At 61.1% G+C, this 22,782-nt stretch carries 23 protein-coding genes; 13 read left to right on the top strand and 10 right to left on the bottom strand.

The window, feature by feature from the left end:
• The first annotated feature begins 72 nt into the window (after nt 1-72).
• The 4 genes from F2S13_RS14780 to F2S13_RS14765 all read left to right on the top strand — a co-directional run bounded on the left by F2S13_RS14780 (nt 73) and on the right by F2S13_RS14765 (nt 3,068).
• Nucleotides 73-1,431, top strand: coding sequence for a DUF1329 domain-containing protein (locus F2S13_RS14780; RefSeq protein WP_166362027.1), 1,359 nt, complete (start codon nt 73-75; stop codon nt 1,429-1,431).
• Nucleotides 1,432-1,622: 191 nt separating this feature from the next.
• Complete coding sequence (locus tag F2S13_RS14775) at nt 1,623-2,003, top strand: hypothetical protein (protein ID WP_166362025.1); 381 nt, start codon at nt 1,623-1,625, stop codon at nt 2,001-2,003.
• Nucleotides 2,004-2,014: 11 nt separating this feature from the next.
• A complete protein-coding gene (locus F2S13_RS14770) occupies nt 2,015-2,242 on the top strand; it encodes a YMGG-like glycine zipper-containing protein (RefSeq protein ID WP_166362023.1) in 228 nt (75 codons plus the stop codon).
• 319 nt (nt 2,243-2,561) lie between these two features.
• Entirely contained in the window at nt 2,562-3,068 is a 507-nt protein-coding gene (locus F2S13_RS14765; RefSeq protein ID WP_166362021.1) for a DUF3015 domain-containing protein, read from the top strand.
• Between the two features lie 69 nt (nt 3,069-3,137).
• Here F2S13_RS14765 and F2S13_RS14760 read toward each other — a convergent pair whose 3' ends face one another.
• Complete coding sequence (locus F2S13_RS14760) at nt 3,138-3,623, bottom strand: DUF6130 family protein (RefSeq protein WP_166362019.1); 486 nt, start codon at nt 3,621-3,623, stop codon at nt 3,138-3,140.
• A 101-nt stretch (nt 3,624-3,724) separates the two neighbouring features.
• On the opposite strand from F2S13_RS14760, the gene lexA reads away from it, so the two are divergent.
• On the top strand, nt 3,725-4,342 hold the full coding sequence (gene lexA, locus F2S13_RS14755; RefSeq protein ID WP_166362017.1) for a transcriptional repressor LexA: 618 nt from the start codon (nt 3,725-3,727) through the stop codon (nt 4,340-4,342).
• Entirely contained in the window at nt 4,342-4,959 is a 618-nt protein-coding gene (imuA, locus tag F2S13_RS14750) for a translesion DNA synthesis-associated protein ImuA (protein WP_166362015.1), read from the top strand. The genes lexA and imuA overlap by 1 nt, the downstream gene beginning before the upstream one ends.
• Nucleotides 4,960-4,980: 21 nt before the next feature.
• On the opposite strand, the gene F2S13_RS14745 is transcribed toward imuA, so the two are convergent.
• On the bottom strand, nt 4,981-5,478 hold the full coding sequence (locus F2S13_RS14745) for a DUF4411 family protein (RefSeq protein ID WP_166362013.1): 498 nt from the start codon (nt 5,476-5,478) through the stop codon (nt 4,981-4,983).
• Nucleotides 5,444-6,610 (bottom strand): XRE family transcriptional regulator, encoded by a 1,167-nt coding sequence (locus F2S13_RS14740; protein WP_166362011.1) that lies wholly within the window; start codon nt 6,608-6,610, stop codon nt 5,444-5,446. Before F2S13_RS14740 ends, F2S13_RS14745 begins: the two co-directional genes overlap by 35 nt.
• Nucleotides 6,611-7,000: 390 nt before the next feature.
• Between F2S13_RS14740 and F2S13_RS14735 the strand changes: the two genes are divergently transcribed.
• The 4 genes from F2S13_RS14735 to F2S13_RS14720 all read left to right on the top strand — a co-directional run bounded on the left by F2S13_RS14735 (nt 7,001) and on the right by F2S13_RS14720 (nt 14,014).
• Nucleotides 7,001-8,605 (top strand): S-type pyocin domain-containing protein, encoded by a 1,605-nt coding sequence (locus F2S13_RS14735; RefSeq protein ID WP_246237898.1) that lies wholly within the window; start codon nt 7,001-7,003, stop codon nt 8,603-8,605.
• Nucleotides 8,606-8,773: 168 nt separating this feature from the next.
• Nucleotides 8,774-9,046 (top strand): hypothetical protein, encoded by a 273-nt coding sequence (locus F2S13_RS14730; protein ID WP_166362009.1) that lies wholly within the window; start codon nt 8,774-8,776, stop codon nt 9,044-9,046.
• Nucleotides 9,047-9,524: 478 nt separating this feature from the next.
• On the top strand, nt 9,525-10,940 hold the full coding sequence (locus tag F2S13_RS14725) for a Y-family DNA polymerase (RefSeq protein ID WP_166362007.1): 1,416 nt from the start codon (nt 9,525-9,527) through the stop codon (nt 10,938-10,940).
• Nucleotides 10,937-14,014: an error-prone DNA polymerase gene (locus F2S13_RS14720; RefSeq protein ID WP_166362005.1), complete on the top strand. Its 3,078-nt coding sequence runs from the start codon at nt 10,937-10,939 to the stop codon at nt 14,012-14,014. The genes F2S13_RS14725 and F2S13_RS14720 overlap by 4 nt, the downstream gene beginning before the upstream one ends.
• 2 nt (nt 14,015-14,016) lie before the next feature.
• On the opposite strand, the gene F2S13_RS14715 is transcribed toward F2S13_RS14720, so the two are convergent.
• Together F2S13_RS14715 and F2S13_RS14710 are read right to left on the bottom strand one after the other, a co-directional pair.
• Nucleotides 14,017-14,838: an aldo/keto reductase gene (locus F2S13_RS14715; RefSeq protein ID WP_166362003.1), complete on the bottom strand. Its 822-nt coding sequence runs from the start codon at nt 14,836-14,838 to the stop codon at nt 14,017-14,019.
• Nucleotides 14,799-15,731, bottom strand: coding sequence for a LysR family transcriptional regulator (locus F2S13_RS14710; RefSeq protein ID WP_246237897.1), 933 nt, complete (start codon nt 15,729-15,731; stop codon nt 14,799-14,801). Before F2S13_RS14710 ends, F2S13_RS14715 begins: the two co-directional genes overlap by 40 nt.
• A 126-nt stretch (nt 15,732-15,857) precedes the next feature.
• On the opposite strand from F2S13_RS14710, the gene F2S13_RS14705 reads away from it, so the two are divergent.
• The 3 genes from F2S13_RS14705 (at nt 15,858) to F2S13_RS14695 (ending at nt 18,862) form a co-directional block, all read left to right on the top strand.
• Nucleotides 15,858-16,556 carry a CoA transferase subunit A gene (locus F2S13_RS14705; RefSeq protein ID WP_166362001.1) on the top strand — a complete coding sequence of 233 codons (699 nt, stop codon included), beginning with the start codon at nt 15,858-15,860 and terminating at the stop codon, nt 16,554-16,556.
• 54 nt (nt 16,557-16,610) lie between these two features.
• Nucleotides 16,611-17,267 (top strand): CoA transferase subunit B, encoded by a 657-nt coding sequence (locus F2S13_RS14700; protein ID WP_166361999.1) that lies wholly within the window; start codon nt 16,611-16,613, stop codon nt 17,265-17,267.
• 173 nt (nt 17,268-17,440) lie between these two features.
• Nucleotides 17,441-18,862 carry a short-chain fatty acid transporter gene (locus F2S13_RS14695; protein WP_166361997.1) on the top strand — a complete coding sequence of 474 codons (1,422 nt, stop codon included), beginning with the start codon at nt 17,441-17,443 and terminating at the stop codon, nt 18,860-18,862.
• Nucleotides 18,863-18,957: 95 nt separating this feature from the next.
• On the opposite strand, the gene F2S13_RS14690 is transcribed toward F2S13_RS14695, so the two are convergent.
• The 5 genes from F2S13_RS14690 to F2S13_RS14670 all read right to left on the bottom strand — a co-directional run bounded on the left by F2S13_RS14690 (nt 18,958) and on the right by F2S13_RS14670 (nt 22,767).
• Nucleotides 18,958-19,272, bottom strand: coding sequence for a chorismate mutase (locus F2S13_RS14690; protein WP_166361995.1), 315 nt, complete (start codon nt 19,270-19,272; stop codon nt 18,958-18,960).
• Nucleotides 19,273-19,356: 84 nt separating this feature from the next.
• Nucleotides 19,357-20,049 (bottom strand): sensor histidine kinase, encoded by a 693-nt coding sequence (locus tag F2S13_RS14685; RefSeq protein ID WP_166361993.1) that lies wholly within the window; start codon nt 20,047-20,049, stop codon nt 19,357-19,359.
• Nucleotides 20,046-21,650, bottom strand: a complete 1,605-nt coding sequence (locus tag F2S13_RS14680; RefSeq protein ID WP_166361991.1) for a tetratricopeptide repeat-containing response regulator — start codon at nt 21,648-21,650, stop codon at nt 20,046-20,048. The genes F2S13_RS14685 and F2S13_RS14680 overlap by 4 nt, the downstream gene beginning before the upstream one ends.
• 247 nt (nt 21,651-21,897) lie before the next feature.
• Nucleotides 21,898-22,359, bottom strand: a complete 462-nt coding sequence (locus F2S13_RS14675; protein WP_166361989.1) for a nuclear transport factor 2 family protein — start codon at nt 22,357-22,359, stop codon at nt 21,898-21,900.
• A 30-nt stretch (nt 22,360-22,389) separates the two neighbouring features.
• Nucleotides 22,390-22,767 carry a c-type cytochrome gene (locus F2S13_RS14670; RefSeq protein ID WP_166361987.1) on the bottom strand — a complete coding sequence of 126 codons (378 nt, stop codon included), beginning with the start codon at nt 22,765-22,767 and terminating at the stop codon, nt 22,390-22,392.
• Nucleotides 22,768-22,782: the final 15 nt, after the last annotated feature.

The following is a 22,782-nucleotide window of genomic DNA, read 5'->3' as shown; positions in this document are numbered from 1 at the left end:
CGATGTACCTGACCTTGAAAACCACCTTCTAAACATTCGCATTGCCCGGTTCCCGGGCAGGAGTTCTACGAGATGATGTTCGTGAAAAGTTTGATGGCGACTTCGCTTGCAGTGGTTTTCACAGGTGCGGTGCACGCCGCAGTTTCCCCTGAAGAGGTGGCCAGGCTGGGCACCAGCCTGACCCTGGTGGGGGCCGAAAAGGCTGGTAATGCCGATGGCTCCATTCCGGCCTACAGCGGCGGCCTGACCACCGCTCCGGCCAGCTTCAAGGCGGGCGACACTGTGCGCCCCGACCCCTTTGCCAGCGAAAAGCCGCTGCTGGTGATCGACGGCAAGAACGTCGAACAGTACCAGGGCATACTCACTGCCACCACGCGGGAGCTGGTCAAGCGATTTCCCAGCTACCGTATCGATGTTTATCCGACCCACCGCACCGTAGTAATGCCCCAGGCGATACTGGATAACAGCGTGAAGAACGCCACCGGCGCCAAGTCCCTCGAAGGCGGGTTGGCCATCGACAACGTCCTGCCGGGCGTGCCGTTCCCGATTCCGCATTCGGGCGCCGAGGCGATGTGGAACTTCCTGCTGCGTTACCAGGGCGTCAACATCAATGCCAAGTACGACTCCTGGAACGTCGACTCGGCCGGCGTGGCCAGTCTGGCGACTACTGCCCAAGCGTTCATTACCTACCCGGTCTACGAGAACATGGCGCAGCCGATCACCAGCTCCGACGTGTACTACCAGATCAAGCTGTATTACACCGGGCCGGCGCGCCGCGCCGGTGAAGCCATCATGCTGAAAGACTCTGCCAACGCAGTCGAACAGCCGCGCCGCGCCTGGCAGTACCTGCCTGGCCAGCGTCGAGTGAAGCTGGCCCCGAGCCTGGCCTACGACACGCCAAACCCGGGTACGGCCGGCGCCGGTACCTACGACGACGTGTTTGTGTTCAATGGCGCGCTGGATCGTTATGACTGGAAGTTGGTGGGCAAGCAGGAAATGATCGTGCCCTACAACACCTACAAGCTGACCTACGCCCAGGATCCGAAGTCGTTGACCACCTCCAACCATCTGGCACCGGATATGGTGCGCTGGGAGAAACATCGCGTCTGGGTCGTGGAAGGCAACCTGAAGCCCGGCGCACGTCACGTGTACCAGAAACGCCGCTTCTACCTGGACGAAGACAGCTGGGTCGCTCTGGCATCTGACCAGTACGACGCCCGTGGCCAGCTCTACCGTGGATCCTTCGCTTTCCTGAGCCAGAGCTATGACAAGCAGGTTCCGGACTCCACGCCATACATGATCTACGACCTGGTCGGTGGTTCCTACAACATCAACGGTGTGGTAGGCCCTTATGGCGGCATCCACTACATCAATTCGCTGTCCAAGGCGCAGTGGTCGCCTGAGTCCCTGGCAGGGGCTGGTATTCGCTAGCACAGGTTGAGCACCCATTCGCTCCAACGGCGATCCTCGCCAGTGTGGCCGGACGTCTGTCAAAACATCGCGTCCCTCGCTCAGGAATCTAGACTTGTCTGTAGGCCCGGGGTTACCGGCTGATTATGGAAGGGCGAGGCGAAGAAACGAGCTGCAGGCGTTGAGGTTCATCCTGGCGAGGAGGGAAGGCGATGAGAGCATTGCGATGGGGCACGTTGGTATGGGTGGTATGGGTGACCCTGGTGACGGCATCGGGAGTTGCCCGCGCCGAGGGGGTTGCCATGATCACCGGCGAGCAATGGATGCAGTCGTCGGAGGAGCTCAAGAAGGTCTATCTCATCGGCATCGCCAATGCCTACGAGGTGGAGGCAGCGTACTATGGGGCGAAGCCGCCGTCCGATGAACACAGCCTGATTCCACGTTTCGGCCGGGGCTTGAAGGGCCAAACGCTCGATACCGTGCGCGAAGGGCTCAACCAGTGGTACGCCGCCAATCCCGACCGAGTCAAGCGGCCCGTCATCGAGACCATCTGGTTCGAGATGGTCCTGCCCGGTCTGAAGCAGAATAAGTAGCGGAGGTGAACATGAAGAGGTTGCAATTGTTTGCCATAGTCCTCGCCGCAGCGAGTGTGATCGGCTGCACCTCGATGAACGCCAAGCAGCAGGGGACGGTGAGTGGTGCGGCCATCGGTGCTGCGGCCGGCGCTGGCATTGCCGCGATCTCCGGTGGCAGTGGATGGACTGGCGCCGCGGTCGGCGCCGTCGCCGGCGGGGTTGTCGGCAACATCAAAGGCAGCAGGCAGCAGAAGTAGAGGGGCCAATCCGCGCTAGGGTAGGGCCTCACTGTGACATGGATCTTCGGCGAACCTGTTCGCCGGGGCTAGACCCTTCTGCTCGTCGCGACACCTGAAGCTGCGGCGCTACAGCCGATAGCTGTTCGAGATTTCTACCAAACGTGGGGCGATTCAAGCCGATTGTGGAGGCGCAAGTGATGTGTTTGGCATTTCAAATTTGAAAAGCCTGGCAACTTCACCTACACCTCAAGTAATTCGCGTGTCGTTCAGTTAGGAAGTCGTACGAGTCATCGCGCGTGGGAGTTGGCCAACGAGTAATGACCAAGGAACACACACCATGGGTACGAAACTGATCGGCAAAGTCTTGATCTTCGGGCTTCTCAGCACGGCTGGCGTGGTAGCACACGCGGCACAGGCCGGTGGAGGAGGGTGCGGCTGGGGCAATATGCTCTTCGATGGCAAGAGTGGCCTGGGCCCTCATTTGCTGGCTACCACCACCAACGGCACCTCCGGTAACGCCACTTTCGGCCTGACTTCGGGTACCAATGGTTGCGACTCCAGCGTCCGTCTCGGCTACGGTGGCAAGTCGTGGCTGGCCATGAATGGCATGCTCGATACTGTTGCCGAAGACATGGCCCAAGGCCATGGCGAAGCCCTGGATGCATATGCCACCTTGCTGGGTATCGAGCAGGGCGATCGGGCCCACTTCGCCCAGGTTGCCCAGGCGAACTTCTCCACCATCTTCTCCGCTCCCGACGTGACCGGGGAACAGGTGTTGAGCGCAACGCTGGATGTCATGAGCCGCGACCAGCAACTGGCGCGCTATGTCAAACAGCCAAGCTGAGTACTCGCGGCGTACAGTGAAAAGCCCTTTTCGAAGGGTTTTTCATCAATCACCATAAATACTCAACAGTTATGGTTTTACTGCGTGACCCTCGTCAATGTGAGGGGCTTCAGTTGGTTTTTTCTCCGGAACGGTAAAACTCACTACCGTACTGGTGAGGATCTTGTGAGTCGGGTCGGCCACTTCAAGAAGAACCTTATGAGCGCCGGGTGTCAGTCCAACCACAATAATCGGGTCTTCACTGGTGTGCGCCCATGTACCTTTCCAATCGTCTACGGTCACATGAAGGTGACCGAGTCGTGGTGATACATCAACAGCCGCTTTGCCGAATACCGGCATGATCCTGGCGTGCTCTGTTCGATATTGGATAATGACCACGCCGCGGGCGAGCGGCTCGGCAAGCGGCGGATAGGCAATGAGCTCTGGCACCGTTTCAGATTCCAGCGGGAGTATGGCTGGTGGCTGATGGGTGTCTGCTACACCTTGGCCCCACGCTGCCGTGCAAAAACAGACTGCCGAAGCAAAGGCCAATAGATTTCTGAGGGCGAGGGACATGGTGTTTTTCTCCCGCGTGATTTCATGCAAGCCTAGATCAAACCGAGTATTGGGGGAGCCAGACCAAAAGGACTAGCCAGAAATCCTCTGAAAGAGTACAAATGTACTCCATGACTACTCTATCTCCTCGCCGCGCCGCCATCCTCACCTTCATCCGCGACCGCATCGCCGATCACGGCCAGCCGCCGAGCCTGGCCGAAATCGCCGAGGCCTTCGGTTTTGCCTCGCGCAGCGTGGCGCGCAAGCACATCGTGGCCCTCACCGAAGCCGGCTTCATCGAGGTCGCGCCCAACCAGGCCCGCGGCATCCGCCTGGTGCACCAGGGCAAGCGCCCCGAGTTGCTGGAGATCCCGGTGCTGGGCCGGGTCGCGGCCGGTGCGCCGATCGGGCCGGATGTGGACATTCATGAGCAACTGATGCTCGACAGCCGCATGTTCTCGCGCACGCCGGATTACCTGTTGCATGTGTTCGGCGATTCGATGATCGAGGACGGCATTCTCGATGGCGATCTGGTGGGGATTTCGCGTCAGCCCGAGGCGCGTGACGGGCAGATTGTGGTGGCGCGGTTGAACGGGGAGGTGACGATCAAGCGTTTCGAGCGCAGCCGCGACTGTGTGCGCTTGCTGCCGCGCAACCCGACCTATGCGCCGATCGTGGTCACGCCGGATCAGGAGCTGGAGATCGAAGGCGTGTTCTGCGGCCTGGTGAGGCGCGGCTGATGGGCGCCGTGGTCAGTCTTGACGGGCTGCTGGACGAGCGGCGGGTCTGGAAGGGCCGGCCGAGTGCGCCTGCGGTCGGTGTGCAGCCGACCGGGCATGCGGTGCTGGATGCGGCGTTGCCCACGGGTGGCTGGCCGCCGTCGGCGTTGACCGAGTTGTTGCTGGAGGCCAATGGTTGTGGCGAGTTGCAGTTGTTGTGGCCGAGCCTGGCGCGGTTGACCGGCAGCGGTGAGCGGGTGGTGTTGGTGGGGGCGCCGTTTATTCCGTATCCGCCGGCGTGGCAGGCGGCGGGGGTGGATCTGCGTTGGTTGTCGTTGATCGAGGCACGGGGCACCGATGCCTTGTGGGCAGCGGAGCAGTGTTTGCGTTCGGGCAGTTGCGGGGCGGTGTTGTGTTGGCCGCAGAAGGCGGATGACCGTGCCTTGCGCCGCTTGCAGGTGGCGGCGGAAACGGGGCAGACCCTGGCGTTTGCCTGTCGGCCGCAGCAGGAGGCGCATAACCCGTCGCCGGCGGCGCTGCGCATTGCCGTGGATGTGCGTCCGGCCCAGTGGCGGGTGCTCAAGTGTCGGGGTGGGCTGGCGTCGTCGACGCCGATTCCGTTTGCCGGGCGGGCGTGAGGTTGCTGTGTACCTGGCAGATCAACTTGCCAGCACCAACCGCGCCTCAAGCTTGTTCAGCAACTCAAAAGTGTTCATATACGGAACGCCGAACATCTCGCACACATTCGGGATGATGAACTTGCGCTTCACTTCCCGATTCAGCACTTCATGGGTAACAACGGTTGCCCCCGTGGTCATGGCTTTAGCAATCAGCCAGGGATCGGCACCGGCGAGAAACTCATCCAGCGCACCGACCTTCATCCTGCCACTCTGTTCTGCAATGGCCGCAACGATTTGACCAAATGCAGCCTGTGTTGAGTCATCGCTGATGTCGTGAAACAGGGTTGCATTGTCTTTGGCCCATTCGGCCAGGTCGTCCTTGCCTCTGGTCAACTCGTCTTTGACGGAGATGATGCTGGCCAATTCGAGTGCCTGGTTTTGGAGAAGCAGCCACGACCAAAACCCGGGGCAGATGGTCATGCCGTAATAGCGATTCTTGGCTTCAATGAGGGTGTTGGCGTCTAGTAGATGCTTCATCCGTGAGCTTGTTGGCATAGGTCTTAAGGTTGGCAGGTTGCACGCCGAGCAGTCTGCCCGCATCGCGTAGCAGCATCTGGCCGCTCATTGCTTCTGTCACTACGGCTCTGCTCAAGCGTGCGCTGTTTTTGGCTTTTGCGGTGCGGTAGTAATCACCACCGCCGCCATCCTTGTCCTGGAAGGCTCGGAGTATTTGGCGGTAGTAGAGCCCGTATTGATCGTTGCTGATGTAACCCAGGTCACGCGCGCGGTGACCGATCACCAATGTGCTGACGTGGAAGTGAGCGGCCAGCGGGGCCAAGTTGTCCTGCCAGTCGATGTCGTTCTTCCAGGCTGCTCGGAACGCTTGCTCAGGGGCGAGAAACTCTCCAGCCACGGCATTGCAAAAGGCTTCTTCGCGGCGACCGCCGGGGTTGCCGCCATCGGACACGCCGCTGCTGCCGATCCAGATATGGGCAAGTTCGTGCATCAGCGTAAACAGGCGGGCGCTGTCGGCGTCGGCACTGTTGATGAACACGACAGGTGCCAGGGCGTTGCTGATGGCGAAGCCTCGGAACTCGGCAACATCCAGCTTGCGGTGAGTATTGCCCAGGGCAATGCCGCTGCGCATGACTAGTATGCCGACAGCTTCGGCGGCATCGATCAAGGTGCGTACATAAGCGTCATGGTTCAGGCGCGACGCTTCAGGATCTACTCCCAGGGTGTGTCGGATATCGGCCACCACGTCCTTGACCGAAGTCTGGGTTGTGAACCTGCCAACGAAGGGCAGGGGAGCGCTGTCCTGTTCCTGTAGGTACTCCAGGTACCACGCCTGTTTGCGTAGCACGTCCTTCACTGTATCCAGCAAGTTGAGGCTGGGACGCAACGGTGCAACGCCGCCTACCGTACGCAGATCTGGCAGGGGCAGACTTTCGGCCGGTGGCTCCTTGAGAAAGAGAAAACCAAACGGAACGTGGGCGATGTTTGCCCAGTGCTGTGCCTGCTTGAACGTGGGTTTGCTTGCGCCAGCCTCCCATTCCAGAACGCGACCCGGTTTCGTGGGCAGTTTTTTGGCCACATCCTCAGCGCTAAGGCCGGCGCGCTCGCGGGACCAGGTGAGTAGCGTGGGGTTGATAAGGGCGGCTTGGCTCATGGGGGCATGGGTGGCATGTGGATTGAGTGACTATAGGTGGGCGTGAGCGACAAGGTCAATGTAAGGGAGCGCGCTAAATATCCAGCATTTGCTGGGTGGTATTACGTTGAAACGAATTAATATCAGTCAGAGGGGGTCGCCCGAAATCTCCTACAAGAGTGTAGATGTGCTCCATGATGACAAAATGCAGCCCGCATATAGCCGAGTGAATTCGGCACCTTCGCTGTAAGAATGTTTTGCTGGGAATCTCAGGAATTACTTAAATTTAAATCCGATTTCCGCGCGCGACAAATGCAGTTAATATTTTAAAATTGAAATAATCCCATTATAGCGGCAAAGCTTAGGGGCTTGTCTGTCTCACGGAATTCATATTATTGCACGGAGCACCTTATGCAAGAACCCATCACTCTTCCTCCGCTTTCGATAACGCCCGACTCTCTGCCTGCGCCACCGAGAGGGAGTCAAACTTTTCCTTCGGGTTTCGATAGTATTTTATTTTGGGATGGGGCTGTTCCGCCGGTCACCACGCCCTACAGCGTTGAAAGTGTGAAAAATGATCGCGACGCATACACAAAGCTGGTGGCAATAGGCCTTTCAGTTCAAGGTCAAATAGGGAATGCTTTTTCGGGCAGTACATCAAATGTTCGAGGCGAGCTGGAGAGACGTATAGCTTCAGCCATTGATAGGCAACAGCCCAATACACTGGAGGTTGCTTTAAAAAACAAAGCGTTCATCGTTGATCTTTTGCAAAAGGCCAGGTTGAACAAAAGCTGGTACGAGGCGAATGTTTTTTTCGGCATAGATGCTCTGTCACTGGGCAGTTCCGAAAGTTCCGAACTCTTTGCGGCCTACGTGGATGCAGAAGAACATAGCGCCGATCGACGAGGTTTTTATGAAGATTTCCTGAGATCACTGACCGCCGCCTACGTTAAACGAATCCTCGCCGAAGCCATTTCCATTCTGGAAGATGCTGCCACGGAGGTAGACGCTGTAATCGATTCCGCCTTGGCCAAGGGCGAAGCTGCCTACACCTTCAGGCTACCTATTGGCCAAACCGCACAGATTGGAACCGTAGCAGGTGCTGCTGTCATCCACATCGCCAACGGTTGGACCTTCGGAGCAGCGATCCGTAAAGGAATTCAGTTGTTGAGCGGATTGGGGGAAGCATTTCTCGGTCGCGCTACTGCCGTTGGCATTGGAGCCTTGTTCTATTCACCCGCTCTTGGCAACGGTGAACGCTATCCTCAGACGACACTCAGCCTGCCTGGCAGCACACTTTTGCCGGTGTTGCCGTCTAACCTGAATGAAATCGCCGCTGTCGAAGGAACCATTGACCTTCCTTATCGGATCTATGGCGACGTCGGGCAATACACGCTCATTGCAACCCCGGCCGGAGGGAACGTTTCGGCAAAAGTGCCAGTGCGGGCCTTGGTGTTCGATCCGACGACCAGTAGCTACAGTTTCACGTCTAATGATACGCGGCCCATTACTCTCAGCTTTCCCATTATTCAATTGGGAAGCAGTTCGACGACTTCGCCCGCCCATCCCGCGGAGGTACCGATCTACACTGGCGTTACGCTGACGCCATTGCTCGTGCAGCCTGAACCGTTGCCCGCTGTTGAATTGCCGGATTTCAGGGATTGCATTTACTGCTTTCCGGTCGAGAGCGGTCTGCCGCCAATCTACGTTGTTTTCAACAGTCCTTATAAAGGGGCAACCACGAGAGGAAAGTACAGTGATCGACCATTCAATCCCGCCAAAGCCGGGGGGGCAATCCTGGATCTGGATTGGAGCAGTGCTACAGTGACGCAAGCGGGTATTGATCTGGTGAAATTGCATACGGGACGCTTCAGTCCTTCGGACGGCAATGCCATCATGATTGACCGCCTGGAAAAAATCCTGCGGGGTGAATTGGCAATTCTGGATGTCGACAAGCGTTTTTATACTCATGAACTCAGAGAGTTGGAGCGTTTCAGAACATTAGGGGGTAGCTGACGGTGTATACCCGAATGACGATGGTGTCACTTGGAATAATACTCATTCTGCGACACTGGAAGACTACAAGCTCAAGGATGCTTTTGAATTGCTCTATACACCTGACGCTATAGAGGCGGATGAAAAGCAAAGGGAAAAAGAGTATAAGAAAATGGTAGGAGAAAAGCGATGAGCATCATAAGAGCAATTGTACTCAACGAAAAGCCTGAAGAAGTAATTCTATTTTTCACCAAGAATGAGTTGGGTATCTCCTTTCCTCAGCTCGATGGTTTTTATAATAGAGCTAACTATGCTCATGTGACAGATGTTGTGGGGCTATTGAGCGTCGTCAAAAGTATGAGCAACGCCGGCTTTATCAAATATAGCGGGGGCGGAATTGTCAGGGGGCCCAAATGGAGAGAGCCCGCGTTCATGCTCGAAGGCAAATATACCTTTGATTGACAGGCGCCTGGCCCAGAGGCTGGTGATCAATAGCCGTCGTTTCGTGGACGTCTGGTTTTTTGATCCTGGCGATTAAATCCTCGATTATTTTCCCAAGTTGAGCCGCTGCCGCAGCGGCTCTTCTCTTTGGCGTTCGCGCATGCTGAAGCGAGCAAATGCAGCCATGTCTGCAGGCAGGTGAATTCCCGCAATGGAGGTCCTGCGGACCTCAGCGCAGCCTGGCGGCAGCGGCTACAGGGGCCGCAGGGGGCCCGTTTTATTGGTTGGTCCTGGTCGATTTTTGCTTTCTGCATCCATTTGATTTGGCTCGATTTCATGGAGGTATTTGCCCTTCTGATCGAAGGGACTAGTCAGAAATCTCCTACAAGAGTACAAATGTACTCCATGACGACTTTATCTCCCCGCAGCACCACAATCCCCACCTTCACCCGCGCCCGCACCGCGCCGATCCCGTTCGCCGGGCGGTCTTGAGGTTGCCATGTTGTGGGCTTGTATTTTGTTGCCGCAATTGGCACTGGACGGCGTACTGCGCCGGCGTGATGACCCGGATGCGCCGCTGGCTCTGCTCAGTGGCCCGGCCCAGCGTCGAGTGCTGCAGGCGGTCAGCCCGGCGGCGCGGGCGTTGGGTTTGCGCGCGGGGCAGTCGCTGACGGCGGCGCAGGCGCTGGTGCGGGATTTTCAGTGTGTGGAGTACGACCCGGCGGCGGTGGAGCAGTGGCAGCAGTTTCTGGCGGCCTGGGCTTATCGCTTCAGTTCGCAGGTCAGTCTGCATTACCCGCGTGTGCTGTTGCTGGAGGTTGAATCCAGCCTGGCGTTGTTCGGGCCGTGGCCGCGGTTCGAGGCGCGTTTGCGCGAGGAACTGACGGGGTTGGGGTTTCGTCATCGCATTGTGTTGGCGAGTAATCCGGTGGCGGCGCGTATGTTGGCCAATGTGCACGATGGGTTGGCGGTGACCGATGCGGAGCAAACCCGTGAGGCGATGCGGCAGATGCCGATCGATCGGGTGGGGCTCACGGCCGAAGTGGCCAGGGCCTTTGCGCGGATGGGTTTGAACAGTGTCAGCCAGGTGCTGGCGTTGCCTCGGGAGACGTTGGCCAAGCGCTTTCCGGCGCAGGTGCTGCAGCACCTGGATCGCCTGACCGGTCTGCGCGCCCAGGCGCTGGACTATTACACGCCGCCGGATTTTTTCGATGCACGGCTGGAGCTCAATTTCGATGTGGAATCCCATCAGGCGTTGCTGTTTCCGCTGCGGCGGTTGATCAGCGATCTGTCGGCGTTCCTGGCCGGGCGCGATGGGGCGGTGCAGCGGTTTATCTTGCATCTTGAGCATGCCCAGGCCGAGGACACCCAGGTGGTGGTCGGTCTGCTTGGCGCCGAGCGTGAGGCGGGCATGTTGTTCGAATTGGCCCGTGGGCGGCTGGAGCAGGTGACCATTCCCGAGCCGGTGCGTGCGGTGCGGTTGCAGGCGCGGGACTTGCCCAATTTCGTGCCGGCCCTGGGCGAGCTGTTCGATGCCCGGCCGCAGCAGAGCCAACCCTGGGAGCAGTTGCGCGAGCGCTTGCGTGCCCGGCTTGGCGATGAGGCGGTGCAGGCGCTGCAGGCCCATGCCGACCACCGACCCGAATGCGCCTGGCGGCCGGGCAGTGCGAGCAAGGTCAGTGTGCCGGTTGCCGAGGTGGCGCGGCCCGGTTGGTTGCTGGCTGAACCAGTCGCCCTGACCGAGGCTCGACCTCGGGTGCTGGCCGGGCCTGAGCGCATCGAGTCGGGCTGGTGGGACGGCGGCGATGTGCGCCGGGATTATTACCTGATCGAAACCGCCTCCGGCCAGCGTGGTTGGGCCTATAAGGTGGTGGGCGAGGCGGGGCCGTTGCTCCTGCAAGGTTGGTTCGCATGAGCCTGGGATATGCGGAGCTACATTGTCTGTCCAACTTCAGTTTTCAGCGCGGGGCATCGAGCGCCCGGGAGTTGTTCGAGCGGGCCAGGCGGCATGGGTATGAAGCCCTGGCGATTACCGATGAGTGCACCCTGGCCGGGATCGTTCGCGCCTGGCAGGTGGCTCGGGAGATCGGGCTGCCGTTGATTGTCGGCAGTGAAATGCAGATCGACGACGGGCCCAAGGTGGTGTTGCTGGCGGAGAACCTGGCTGGTTATCAGGCGCTGTGCAAGGTGATTACCCTGGGCCGACGCCGGGCGAAGAAGGGCCAGTACCAGCTGTTGCGCGAGGACTTCGGCGGCTCGCTCGAGGGGCTACTGGCGCTGTGGGTGCCGCACAGTTGCACCGACCCCGCACCGGGGCGCTGGTTGCGCGAGGTGTTCGGCGAGCGCTTGTGGCTCGCCGTGCAATTGCACCGTGGCCCCGATGACCGTCAGCGCTTGCAGCAGTTGCTGTCGCTGGCCGCTGCCGTGGGAATTCCGGCGGTGGCCACGGGCGATGTGCACATGCATGCGCGCGGACGGCGGGCGTTGCAGGATGCCATGACCGCGATTCGTCATCACACCACGGTGGCCGACGCCGGGCACTTGCTGTTCGCCAATGGCGAGCGCCACTTGCGACCATTGGAACAGTTGGCAGAGTTGTACCCGCCGGCCTTGCTGGAGGCGTCGCTGCACATCGCCCGGCGTTGCCAGTTCGACCTTGGCCAGTTGCGCTATCAATACCCCCGCGAGTTGGTCCCTGAAGGGCAGACGGCCAGTTCCTGGCTGCGTCATTTGAGCGAGGAGGGCATGCGCTGGCGCTGGCCCGAGGGCACGCCGCAAAAGGCCCGGGACCTGGTCGAGCGCGAGTTGGCGTTGATTGCCGAGCTGGGCTACGAGAGCTATTTCCTCACCGTTCACGATATCGTGCGCTTCGCCCGCAGCCAGAAGATTCTCTGCCAGGGCCGGGGCTCGGCGGCCAACTCGGCGGTGTGTTTCGCCCTGGGCATTACCGAGATCGACCCGGCGCGGATGAACATGCTGTTCGAGCGCTTCATGTCCCGCGAGCGCAACGAGCCGCCGGACATCGACGTCGACTTCGAGCACGAGCGTCGCGAAGAAGTGCTGCAGTACGTGTTCCAGCGCTACGGCCGCAACCGCGCCGCGCTCACCGCCGTGGCCAGCACCTATCATGCCTCGGGGGCTGTGCGGGATATCGCCAAGGTACTGGGTTTGCCCGGTGATCAGATCAACGCCCTGGCCGATTGCTGCGGCAGCTGGAGCGACCGGCTGCCGTCACCCGAACGCCTGCGTGAAAACGGCTTCGACCCGGACAGCCCGGTGCTGCGCCGGGTGCTGGCACTGACCGGCGAGTTGATCGGCTTTCCCCGGCACCTGTCCCAGCACCCGGGTGGTTTCGTGATTTCCGAGCAGCCGCTGGACACCCTGGTGCCGGTGGAGAATGCGGCCATGGACGAGCGCACCATCATCCAGTGGGACAAGGATGACCTGGACCTGGTCGGCTTGCTCAAGGTGGATATTCTCGCCCTCGGCATGCTCAGTGCCCTGCGCCGCAGCTTCGATCTGCTGCGCCGTTATCGCGGTCGCGACCTGAGCCTGGCGACCATTCCTTCCGAAGATGCGCGCACCTACGAAATGATCGGCCGCGCCGACACCATCGGCGTGTTCCAGATCGAGTCGCGGGCGCAGATGGCGATGCTGCCTCGGCTCAAGCCGAAGAATTTCTATGACCTGGTGATCGAGGTGGCGATCGTGCGCCCCGGGCCGATCCAGGGCGACATGGTTCACCCCTACCTGCGCCGGCGCAATAACGAGGAGGAGGTGGTGTACCCCTCCGAAGAACTGAAAAAGGTGTTCCAGCGCACCCTCGGCGTGCCGCTGTTCCAGGAGCAGGTGATGGAGCTGGCCATCGTCGCCGCCGGCTACAGCCCGGGCGAAGCCGACCAGTTGCGCCGGGCCATGGCCGCCTGGAAGCGCCACGGCGGGCTGGAGCCGCATCAGCAGCGCCTGACCGAAGGCATGCTCGCGCGTGGCTACAGCGCCGAGTTCGCCGCGCGCATCTTCGAGCAGATCAAGGGCTTTGGCAGCTATGGCTTTCCCGAGTCCCATGCCGCCAGTTTCGCCTTGCTGACCTATGCCAGTTGCTGGCTCAAGTGCCATGAACCGGCCGCCTATGCCTGCGCCCTGATCAACAGTTGGCCGATGGGGTTCTACAGCCCGGACCAGATTCTGCAGGATGCGCGGCGGCACCGTATCGAGAACCGGCCGGTGGATGTGCGGTACAGCGATTGGGATTGCACGCTGGAGCCCAGTGAGGGCGAGCAGATGGCGATTCGTCTGGGCTTGCGCATGGTCCGCGGCTTTCGCGAGGACGATGCCCGGCGCATCGAACAGGCGCGGGGCGAGGGCGACTTCAGCGATGTGGTCGAGCTCAGCGAGCGCGCCCGGCTCGATGCCCGTGCCCGGGAGTTGCTGGCCGATGCGGGGGCCTTGGCGGGGTTGGCCGGGCACCGGCACCTGGCGCGCTGGGAGGTGGCGGCGGTGGAGCAGCAATTGCCGTTGTTCGCCGGGCTTGAGCGGGAGCCGGAGGTGAAAGTTGCGCTGCCGGTGCCGAGCGTGGCCCAGGACCTGTACAGCGATTATGCGACGGTGGGCACCACCCTGGGGCCGCATCCCTTGACGTTGATCCGCCGCCAATTGGATGCGCGAGGGTGCCGCAGCTCCCAGGGCTTGCTGGCCGCCGAGCATGGCGATGTGGTGTCGATCGCGGGGCTGGTCACCGGCCGCCAGCGCCCGCAGACCGCCAGCGGAGTGACCTTCGTCACCCTGGAAGACGAATACGGCATGGTCAATGTGGTGGTCTGGAAGGCTCTGGCCGAGCGCCAGCGGCGGGCCCTGATCGAGTCGCGGTTATTGAAGGTGTATGGCCGTTTCGAAGCGGTCGACGGCGTGCGCCACGTGATCGCCCGACGCCTGGAAGACCTGACGCCGCTGTTGACCGGGCTCGATGTGCGCAGCCGCGATTTTCACTGATTTCAGACCATGGCCAGACCTTTCTTGCGCGACGGCGGCGGGAAGGCACGGTCAATGGCGCGCAGGTCTTCGGCGCGCAGTGTCAGCAGGGCCGCAGCTGCGTTCAGGCGTACATGTTCGGGCTTGACCGCCTTGGGAATGGCGATCACCCCGTCCTGGCGCGCGGCCCAGGCAAGGCAGATCTGCGCCGGTGTCGCGCCGTGGTGTTCGGCGATTTCCAGCAGGGCCGGATGGCCCAGCAAGCGCCCGCCCCGGGCAATCGGGCAGTAGGCCATCAAGGGCATGCGGCGGGTTTTCATCCAGGGTAGCAGGTTGAACTCGACGCCGCGCTCTTCAGGGTTGTACAGCACTTGGTTGGTGGCGCAGGCGGGTGAGGGCAGGGCGTGCATATCGTCCAGATCGAAATTGGACACGCCCCAGCGGCCGATCTTGCCGGCCTCGCGCAGGCGTTCGAAGGCTTCGACGGTTTCTTCGAGGGGGTACTGGCCGGGCCAGTGCAGCAGGTACAGGTCGATAAACTCGGTATTCAGCCGCTTGAGGCTGCGCTCACAGGCCGCCGGGATGCCCTTGCGGCTGGCGTTGTGGGGGTAGACCTTGCTGACCAGGAACACCTGGTCGCGCTGGCTGGCGATGGCTTGGCTGACCACCTCTTCGGCACCGCCCTCGGCGTACATTTCGGCGGTGTCGATCAGGTTCATGCCCAGGTCGATGCCCAGGCGCAGGGCGGCGATTTCCGCGTCGCGCTGGTGGCGGTCTTCGCCCATGTGCCAGGTGCCCTGGCCGATCACTGATACCTGTTTGCCAGCGAGTTCGAGTGTGCGCATGCAACAACCTCTGTTTCAAGACTGGAATTTGTGGACACCGCCGTAACTGTAGCCGCTGCCGAAAGTTTATGATCAGCCAGCATCGTCACACCGATACGCCGCTCGATGGTCGGCTCCACCAGCCCCACGCAGCAAGCCCCCAACTCTTGCATCTGCTGGATACACAACGCCGGCACCGCACTCACGCCCAACCCGTTGGCCACCATGCGGCCAATGGTCGACAACTGGTGGCTTTCAAACGCCACCGCCAATTTGCCATGTTCGGCCAGCAGATGCTGTTCCAGCAACAGGCGCACCGCCGACGGACGTTGCAGGGCGATGAAGTCTTCCTGCAGCAGTTCATGCCAGGTTATCTGGGCCTTTTGTGCCAGGGGCGAGTCGGTGGGGACCACCGCGACGAAGTGGTCCAGGTACAGCGGCTTGAATATCAACGGCTCGCTGGATTCGGGTTCGAAGCCCACCCCCAGTTCGACGCGACGATGGCGGACCAGCTCCAGTACTTGTTCGTTGATCACGTCGTGCACCACCACATTGACCCGTGGGTAGCGGCTGCGAAACACCTTCAGTGCGCGGGGCAGCATGTTGCCGGCAAAGGCCGGCATGGCGGCGATGGCGACCCTTCCCAGTTGCAGGGTGAAGCGTTGGCGCAGCAGCTCCTCGGTGTTGTCCCAGTCGGCGAGCAGTTGCCTGGCCAGCGGCAGCAGCGTCTCGCCCTCGGGCGTGAGGGCTACACTTCTCGTGGTGCGGCTGAGCAGCGGGCCGCCCAGGTCGTCTTCCAGCGCCTTGATGGTCAGGCTCAGGGCCGGCTGCGACAGGTGCAGCCGTTCGCCGGCCTGGGCAAAGCTCAGGCATTGGGCGACGGCGATGAAGGCGCGGAGCTGTTTGACGTTCATTAATTTGAAAAGCCAATGAATTTATCAAAAAAACAAAATTAACAAATTATTCCAACCGGGTGAAGATGCCTCCAACGCTTCCGACAGCCTAATGTCGGCCCCTACAACTACAAAAGGCGAACCAGCATGTCCGGACTCGACAAGCGCGTATACACCTACGAAGAGGCGCTCGAAGGCCTCACCGACAACATGACTGTACTCTCCGGCGGTTTCGGTTTGTGCGGTATCCCGGAAAACCTCATCAACGAAATCAAACGCCGTGGCGTCACCGGCCTGACCGTGGTTTCCAACAACTGCGGCGTCGATGGCTTTGGCCTGGGCGTGCTGCTCGAAGACCGCCAGATCCGCAAGATGGTCGCCTCTTATGTCGGTGAAAACGCCGAATTCGAACGCCAGCTGCTCAGCGGCGAACTGGAAGTGGTATTGACCCCCCAGGGTACCCTGGCCGAGAAAATGCGCGCAGGCGGTGCCGGCATCCCGGCGTTCTACACCGCGACCGGCTACGGCACCCCAGTGGCCGAAGGCAAGGAAGTGCGTGACTTCAACGGCCGCCACTACATTCTCGAAGAAGCCATCACCGGCGACTTCGCCATCGTCAAGGGCTGGAAGGCCGACCACTATGGCAACGTGGTGTACCGCAACACCGCGCAGAACTTCAACCCGCTGGTCGCCACTGCCGGCAAGATCACCGTGGTCGAAGTCGAGGAAATCGTCGAGCCGGGCGTATTGCTGCCCAGCGAAATCCATACCCCGGGTATCTATGTCAATCGAGTGATCCAAGGGACGTTCGAGAAACGCATCGAGAAACGCACCACCAGGGACTGACAGCTCGCTGCAGTTGCGTCACTCACCCGAACAGAACAACAAGAGATCCTGACCATGGCACTGACCCGCGAACAAATGGCACAGCGTGTTGCCCGCGAACTCAAAGACGGCTACTACGTGAACCTGGGCATCGGTATTCCGACCCTGGTGGCCAACTACGTCCCCGATGACATCGACGTGATGCTGCAATCGGAAAACGGCCTGCTCGGCATGGGCGAGTTCCCCACCCAAGCGACCATCGACGCCGACATGATCAACGCCGGCAAACAAACCGTAACCGCCCGCCGCGGCGCCTCGATCTTCAACTCGGCCGATTCCTTCGCCATGATCCGTGGCGGCCATGTGGACCTGACCGTGCTCGGCGCCTTCGAAGTCGACGTGCAAGGCAACATCGCCTCCTGGATGGTCCCTGGCAAGCTGGTCAAGGGCATGGGCGGGGCGATGGACCTGGTGGCTGGCGCCGAAAACATCATCGTCACCATGACCCACGCGTCCAAGGACGGTGAGTCCAAGCTGCTGCCGGTGTGCAGCCTGCCGCTGACCGGCGCCGGCTGCATCCGCAAGGTGCTGACGGACCTGGCTTACCTGGAGATCCAGGACGGCGCCTTCATCCTGCGCGAGACGGCGCCGGGGGTCAGTGTTGAAGAGATCGTGGCCAAGACGGCCGGCAAATTGATTGTGCCGGACGACGTGGTCGAGATGACGTTCTAAGCTTCAGCATTTGTAGGGGCCTCATCGCGGGCAAGCCCGCTCCTGCAGGGGCCGTGTCGCACCGAATATTGGTGTATGGCACGGACCCTGTAGGAGTGGGCTTGCCCGCGATTCGTCCTGTCTGACACCCCACAAATCCCCGCCAATAACGACACCAAAACAAGGAAGGACCCATGGCCGCCGCCGACATCGAAGACAGCCGCTACGCCCGTTTCGCCTTGCACTGCTCCAACTGGGCCGAGCGCTGGTTTCCCGATTCCTGGGTATTCGCCGCCCTGGCCGTGATCATCGTCTCGGTTGCCGCCATGGCCATGGGCGCCGCACCCACGGCCACCGCCACTGCCTTCGGCGATGGCTTCTGGAGCCTGATCCCGTTCACCATGCAAATGGCCTTTGTGGTCATCGGCGGTTACGTGGTCGCCAGCTCGCCACCCGCGGTGAAACTGATCGACCGTCTGGCGCTCCTGCCGAAAAACGGTCGCTCGGCTGTGTGCTGGGTGGCGTTGATTTCCATGGTCGCCTCCTTGCTGAACTGGGGGCTATCGCTGGTGTTCGGCGGCCTGCTGGTGCGCGCGCTGGCGCGCCGTACCGACCTGCACATGGACTATCGTGCCGCCGGTGCTGCCGCCTACCTGGGTCTGGGCGCAGTCTGGGCCCTGGGGCTGTCGTCGTCGGCCGCGCAATTGCAAGCCAACCCCGCGAGCCTGCCGCCCTCGATCCTGGCCATCACCGGGGTGATCCCGTTTACCGAAACCATCTTCCTCTGGCAGTCGGGCGTGATGCTTGGCGCCCTGGTGTTGGTGTCGCTGGTGATCGCCTATGCCACCGCGCCCGGGCCGGGCTCGGCGCGTGATGCGCAAGCCTGTGGCGTCGACCCATCCTTCAGTCTGCCACCGTCGCCCAAGCGCACCCGCCCCGGCGAGTGGCTGGAATACAGCCCGATCCTGATCCTGCTGCTGGTGGCCCTGGCAGCCGGTTGGCTGTACCACGAGTTCTCGACCAAGCCGGCCATCACCGCCATCTCCGGCCTGAACACTTACAACCTGCTGTTCATCATGCTCGGTGCGCTGCTGCACTGGCGCCCGCGCAGCTTCCTCGACGCGGTGTCCCGGGCCGTGCCGACCACCACCGGCGTGTTGATCCAGTTCCCCCTGTACGGCTCGATCGCGGCCATCCTGACCACGGTCAAGGGCAGCGATGCCCAGACCCTGGCGCACCACATCTCGACCTTCTTCGTGCAGATCGCGTCCCACGACACCTATGCGCTGTTGATGGGCGTGTACTCGGCGGTGCTGGGCTTCTTCATCCCGTCGGGCGGCGGCAAGTGGATCATCGAGGCGCCCTATGTGATGCAGGTGGCCAACGACCTGCAATACCACCTGGGCTGGGCAGTGCAGATCTATAACGCGGCGGAGGCCTTGCCGAACCTGATCAACCCGTTCTACATGCTGCCGCTGCTGGGTGTGCTGGGACTCAAGGCGCGGGATCTGATCGGCTTTTCGTTCGTACAGTTGCTGGTGCACGTGCCGCTGGTGCTGGTGCTGCTGTGGGCGTTGGGGACGACGTTGCAGTATGTGCCGCCGGTGATGCCTTAGGGGCCTCATCGCGGGCAAGCCCGCCCCCACAGGGGATCACTGGTGTTAGATCCGACGCGAACCCCTGTGGGAGCTGGCTTGCCAGCGATAGCGGTTTAACGGCCCTCCGCCCGAGCAACCAACACCGCATGCTCATTGCGTTCCACCTCGATAAACGCCCCGATCATCGTCCGGTACACCTGCTCGGTAACCCCCGGATGCGCCCCCAGCTCCAGCGACAGCGCCTTGACTCTGGACAGTACCTGTTCCACGCGCTGGGATGTCTTGACCTCTTCATCATTCTTCTTGAAACGGGCAGCCTGCTTGACGAATCCGCCGCGAGCGGCGAGCAGGGCCACCAGTTCCTTGTCGATCTGATCGATGTGAGCGCGGACTTCGGTGATGCTGTTGCAGTGCTTGGCTTTGTTCATCGGTCACTTCCTCAAGGGCGGATGGTTTCTGAGCCTAGCACCTCTTTGAAAATGCGCCTTGCGACTACATGACCGGAAATTTCCTCAAGGCAAATAGATACTGAACTTGCCCCCACCCAGCTCGCCACCATTGGCAATCTCGATCCGCCCCCGCGCACCCTGGCGCTGATGTTGGCGCGCAATACGCGCAGCAAAGTACAGCCCCAGACCGGTACTGCCACTGTGCTGATTGATCCCCAGCACGTAATCGGTCTGATTCTCCACCAGCTGCGCAGGAAACCCCGGCCCATCGTCGTTGATGGTAATCACCAGTTGTCCGTCCACCTCACCTGCGCTGAGCAGGATCTCCTTGCGCGCATAGCGGATGGCATTGACGACCACGTTCGACACCACCGAGCCAATCAGCTCCCGATCGAAGAACCCCGGCAAGCCAAAGTCATCCACCTCATAGCGCGCAACGATGCCGCGGCTGTTGAGCACTTCCTCGTGCAGCGCCAGTTGCGCTTCGAGGAAGTCGTCGAGTTCATGGTAATCGGGGCGCAGGGGCAACTGGTTGACGCCCAGTTTGTACAGCCCCAGCAATTGCACCAGCATGCTGTTGAGGTGGGCGAACTGGTAGTTGATGACGCCTTGCTCCGGCACCCCGCGTTGATCTTCGGGCAGTTGCGTCACCCACTGGCCGTGGGCGTGCATCAGGTTGGCCAGGGAGTTTTTCATGTCGTGCACGGTGGAGGCGATCACCATGGAAAAATCGAGCCCCTGATCGAGATCTGTCATACGCCAAATGCTCTGCTGCGCAGTTTCTGATAACGCTCGAAACGCGAGTCGGTTTCGGGCATCTTGCCGACCAGTTTCAGGCAGGCCTGACACTCTTGCAGTCCGGCCGCGCCGAGGTGCTGCACGCCCAGGTGCAACAGCGACTGGGCCATGTTCAGGGCAATACTGATGTTCTTCGGTTGCAGAGCCAGGGCGCGGCGGAACAGGTCCTGGGCCTCGGCGAGATTGCCCCCGCGATAGCTGCGGATGCCCTGCAGGTTAAGGTCCATGGCGACCTTGCCGGTGCCGAGGATTTCCGGGTCGTCGGTCTGCTTGGCGATGTTTTTCATCACCACCGGATCGTCGCCATAGACTTCGGCGCAGATCTTCAGAATGCCGGCGCCGGCGTCTTCCTGGCCCAGTTGCTTGAGCTGCAGGGCGACGGCCAGAGCGGCGTCGGCGCTGAGGAAATGATCCATGCTTTCGAACCGCGCCATGGCCTGTTCGGTGAGCTTGGCGGCCATCTCCGGGTCGGACGACTGGACGCTGGTGGCCTTGATCAAGCGTGCCCGTACCTGCACGCCCGCGTCGTCGGTGTGTTCCTTGGTGACGTCGGTCAGGGTCTGGTTGATCTCGACCCGGGTCCGCGCATCCAGCCCGCGGTCGCCACATTTATTGATCAGCGCCTGGGCCAGGCCGAGATTGCTTTCCGGGTCCTTGAAGCGCGAGAACTGACCCTGGGACACCGCGTGGCGGTAAGCCTTGGAGGCGCTTTCGAAGTCTTCGTTGTTCATCGCCAGCTTGCCGAGCAGGCGCTGGCGACGCACGGCAAATGGCGACAGCCGCACTGCATCCTCCAGCACCTGCTGAGCGCGTTTGCCGTCGCCTGCAGCCACCAGCACATCGGCGAGGCCGTCGTACAGCACCGGCATCATCGGGAACGCCTTGACCGCCTGCTCGTAGATGACTTGGGCTTCGCTGTGGCGACCGCGCTTGAACAGCAACTTGCCCAGCGCGGAGTAGGTCCAGGGCTGCGGGCGGTCGGCGAGGATGCCTTTGAGGAAGGTTTCGAGCGGTTCGTGCTGGTTCAGATCGCGCAGGGCGTCGGCCTTGTAGCGCAGGCACAGCGGGGCGAAACGCGGATCTTGCTTGGTCAGCTGAATGCAGGCTGCCAATACCTCGGCCGGCTTGCCGCGATCGAGGGCCTGGAGGATCGGCTTTAGCAGGTTCTTGCGCTGGATGATCTTCTCCAGTCGCTGGGCCAGGCTGGCGCGGTTGAACGGCTTGGTCAGGTACGCATCCGGCTCCCACTCCAGGGCGCTCATCACCATGGCCTGGCTGTTCTCGGCAGTGACCATGACGAACACGCTTTCGTGGCTCATCAGCTTATCGGTCATCAGGTCTTCGAGTACCTGCTGGCCGTTCTTCTTGCCATCGCCGAGGTTGAAGTCGTGGAGGATGAAGTCATAGCGCTTTTGCGAACACAGGCGCAGCGCCTGTTCGCCGGTGTCGGCGATATCCACTTCCTGGACCCCCAGCTCGCGCAACATCGACCTGACCGAGCTGCGAAAATCGGTGAAATCATCGACGATCAAAAAGCTTTTTTTGTTCCACGCCAGCATCGAGATTCCTGTCAGGGGAGTAAAAAATGAGTCCGGAGGCAATGACAAGAATGTTGGCGACGCCACAACTTGCCGACATGCCGTTGCTCGATCGCGGGCGGCTTTTGCTCGCGAAAGAACGGCTTGTCAGGGTTATCGGCGGCATGGCGGTAAAGCTTAGGTTAATTCCTACAGAATCCGGGCTTTCAATGCGCCCCCAACCCAGGGGTTAGGTCGGGGGCGCAGCCGGAGCAGGAGCGGGCCGGGTTCAGCGATTGAGCCAAGGGTAGCGGGCGGTATCCTGGAAGCCGTAATCCGGGTCCAGGTAGATGAAGCAACGCTGGATCTTGAAGTCGCGAATCTCGAACACGTCGCACCAATAGCCGGCCGCCGCTGGCGTCGGCACCCCGGCACGCCAACGGCCTTCGATATGTTCGCCGTGGCTGGTGCCTTCGCACACCAGCGTATCGCCGCCGGAAAAGATCCAGTTGAAATGGGCGTAGTCATGGGTGATCGACTTCAGTCGCGCGCCCAGGTCGCCGAACATCCGGCCGATCTGGTCACGGCCGGTGGCCAGGCCCCATTTGGGGAACAGGACCTGGGCGTCCTCGGCGAACAGGTCGAGGATGCTACCACCGGTGGAGGTGATGCCGCCGTTGTCGAAGGCCTTGAGGTACTCGAGGGCGACCGATTTGCGTTGTTCGTCGGTCATGGTCTGGGTGCTGATCATGTCTGTCTCCGTGCTGCGTTGAGGCTGCAATCAGTGCAGCGACTTGATGTACTGGATGATTTTCTGGCGCTTGGCCGGGTCGTCCTGGGAATAGACCATGGCGCTGCCCGGGACCAGGGTCTGGGCATCGGTCAACCAGGCGTCGAGCCTGGCTTCGTCCCAGACATTCCCGGCCATCTTGTTGCTGTAGGCGCTGCTGTAGGTGAAGTTGGTCTGGCTGGCGGCCTTGCGCCCGATCAGCCCGAACAGGTTCGGGCCCTGGCCGGGCGGGCCGTCTTTTTCGAAGGTGTGGCAACCGGCGCAATGGTTGCTCACCAGTTTCTGGCCCATGGCCAGGTCATCGGCCTGGGCCATGCCGCTCAGGGCGATGGCCGCCAGGAACAGGCTGCGTTGAAGAAGGCGCGTCATATCAATGCTCCCAGG

It is taken from the genome of Pseudomonas akapageensis (genome assembly GCF_011355085.1).
GTDB classification, from domain to species: domain Bacteria; phylum Pseudomonadota; class Gammaproteobacteria; order Pseudomonadales; family Pseudomonadaceae; genus Aquipseudomonas; species Aquipseudomonas akapageensis.
Note: the sequence above shows the minus strand (reverse complement) of the source record. Positions and strands in the feature narration are given on the sequence as shown.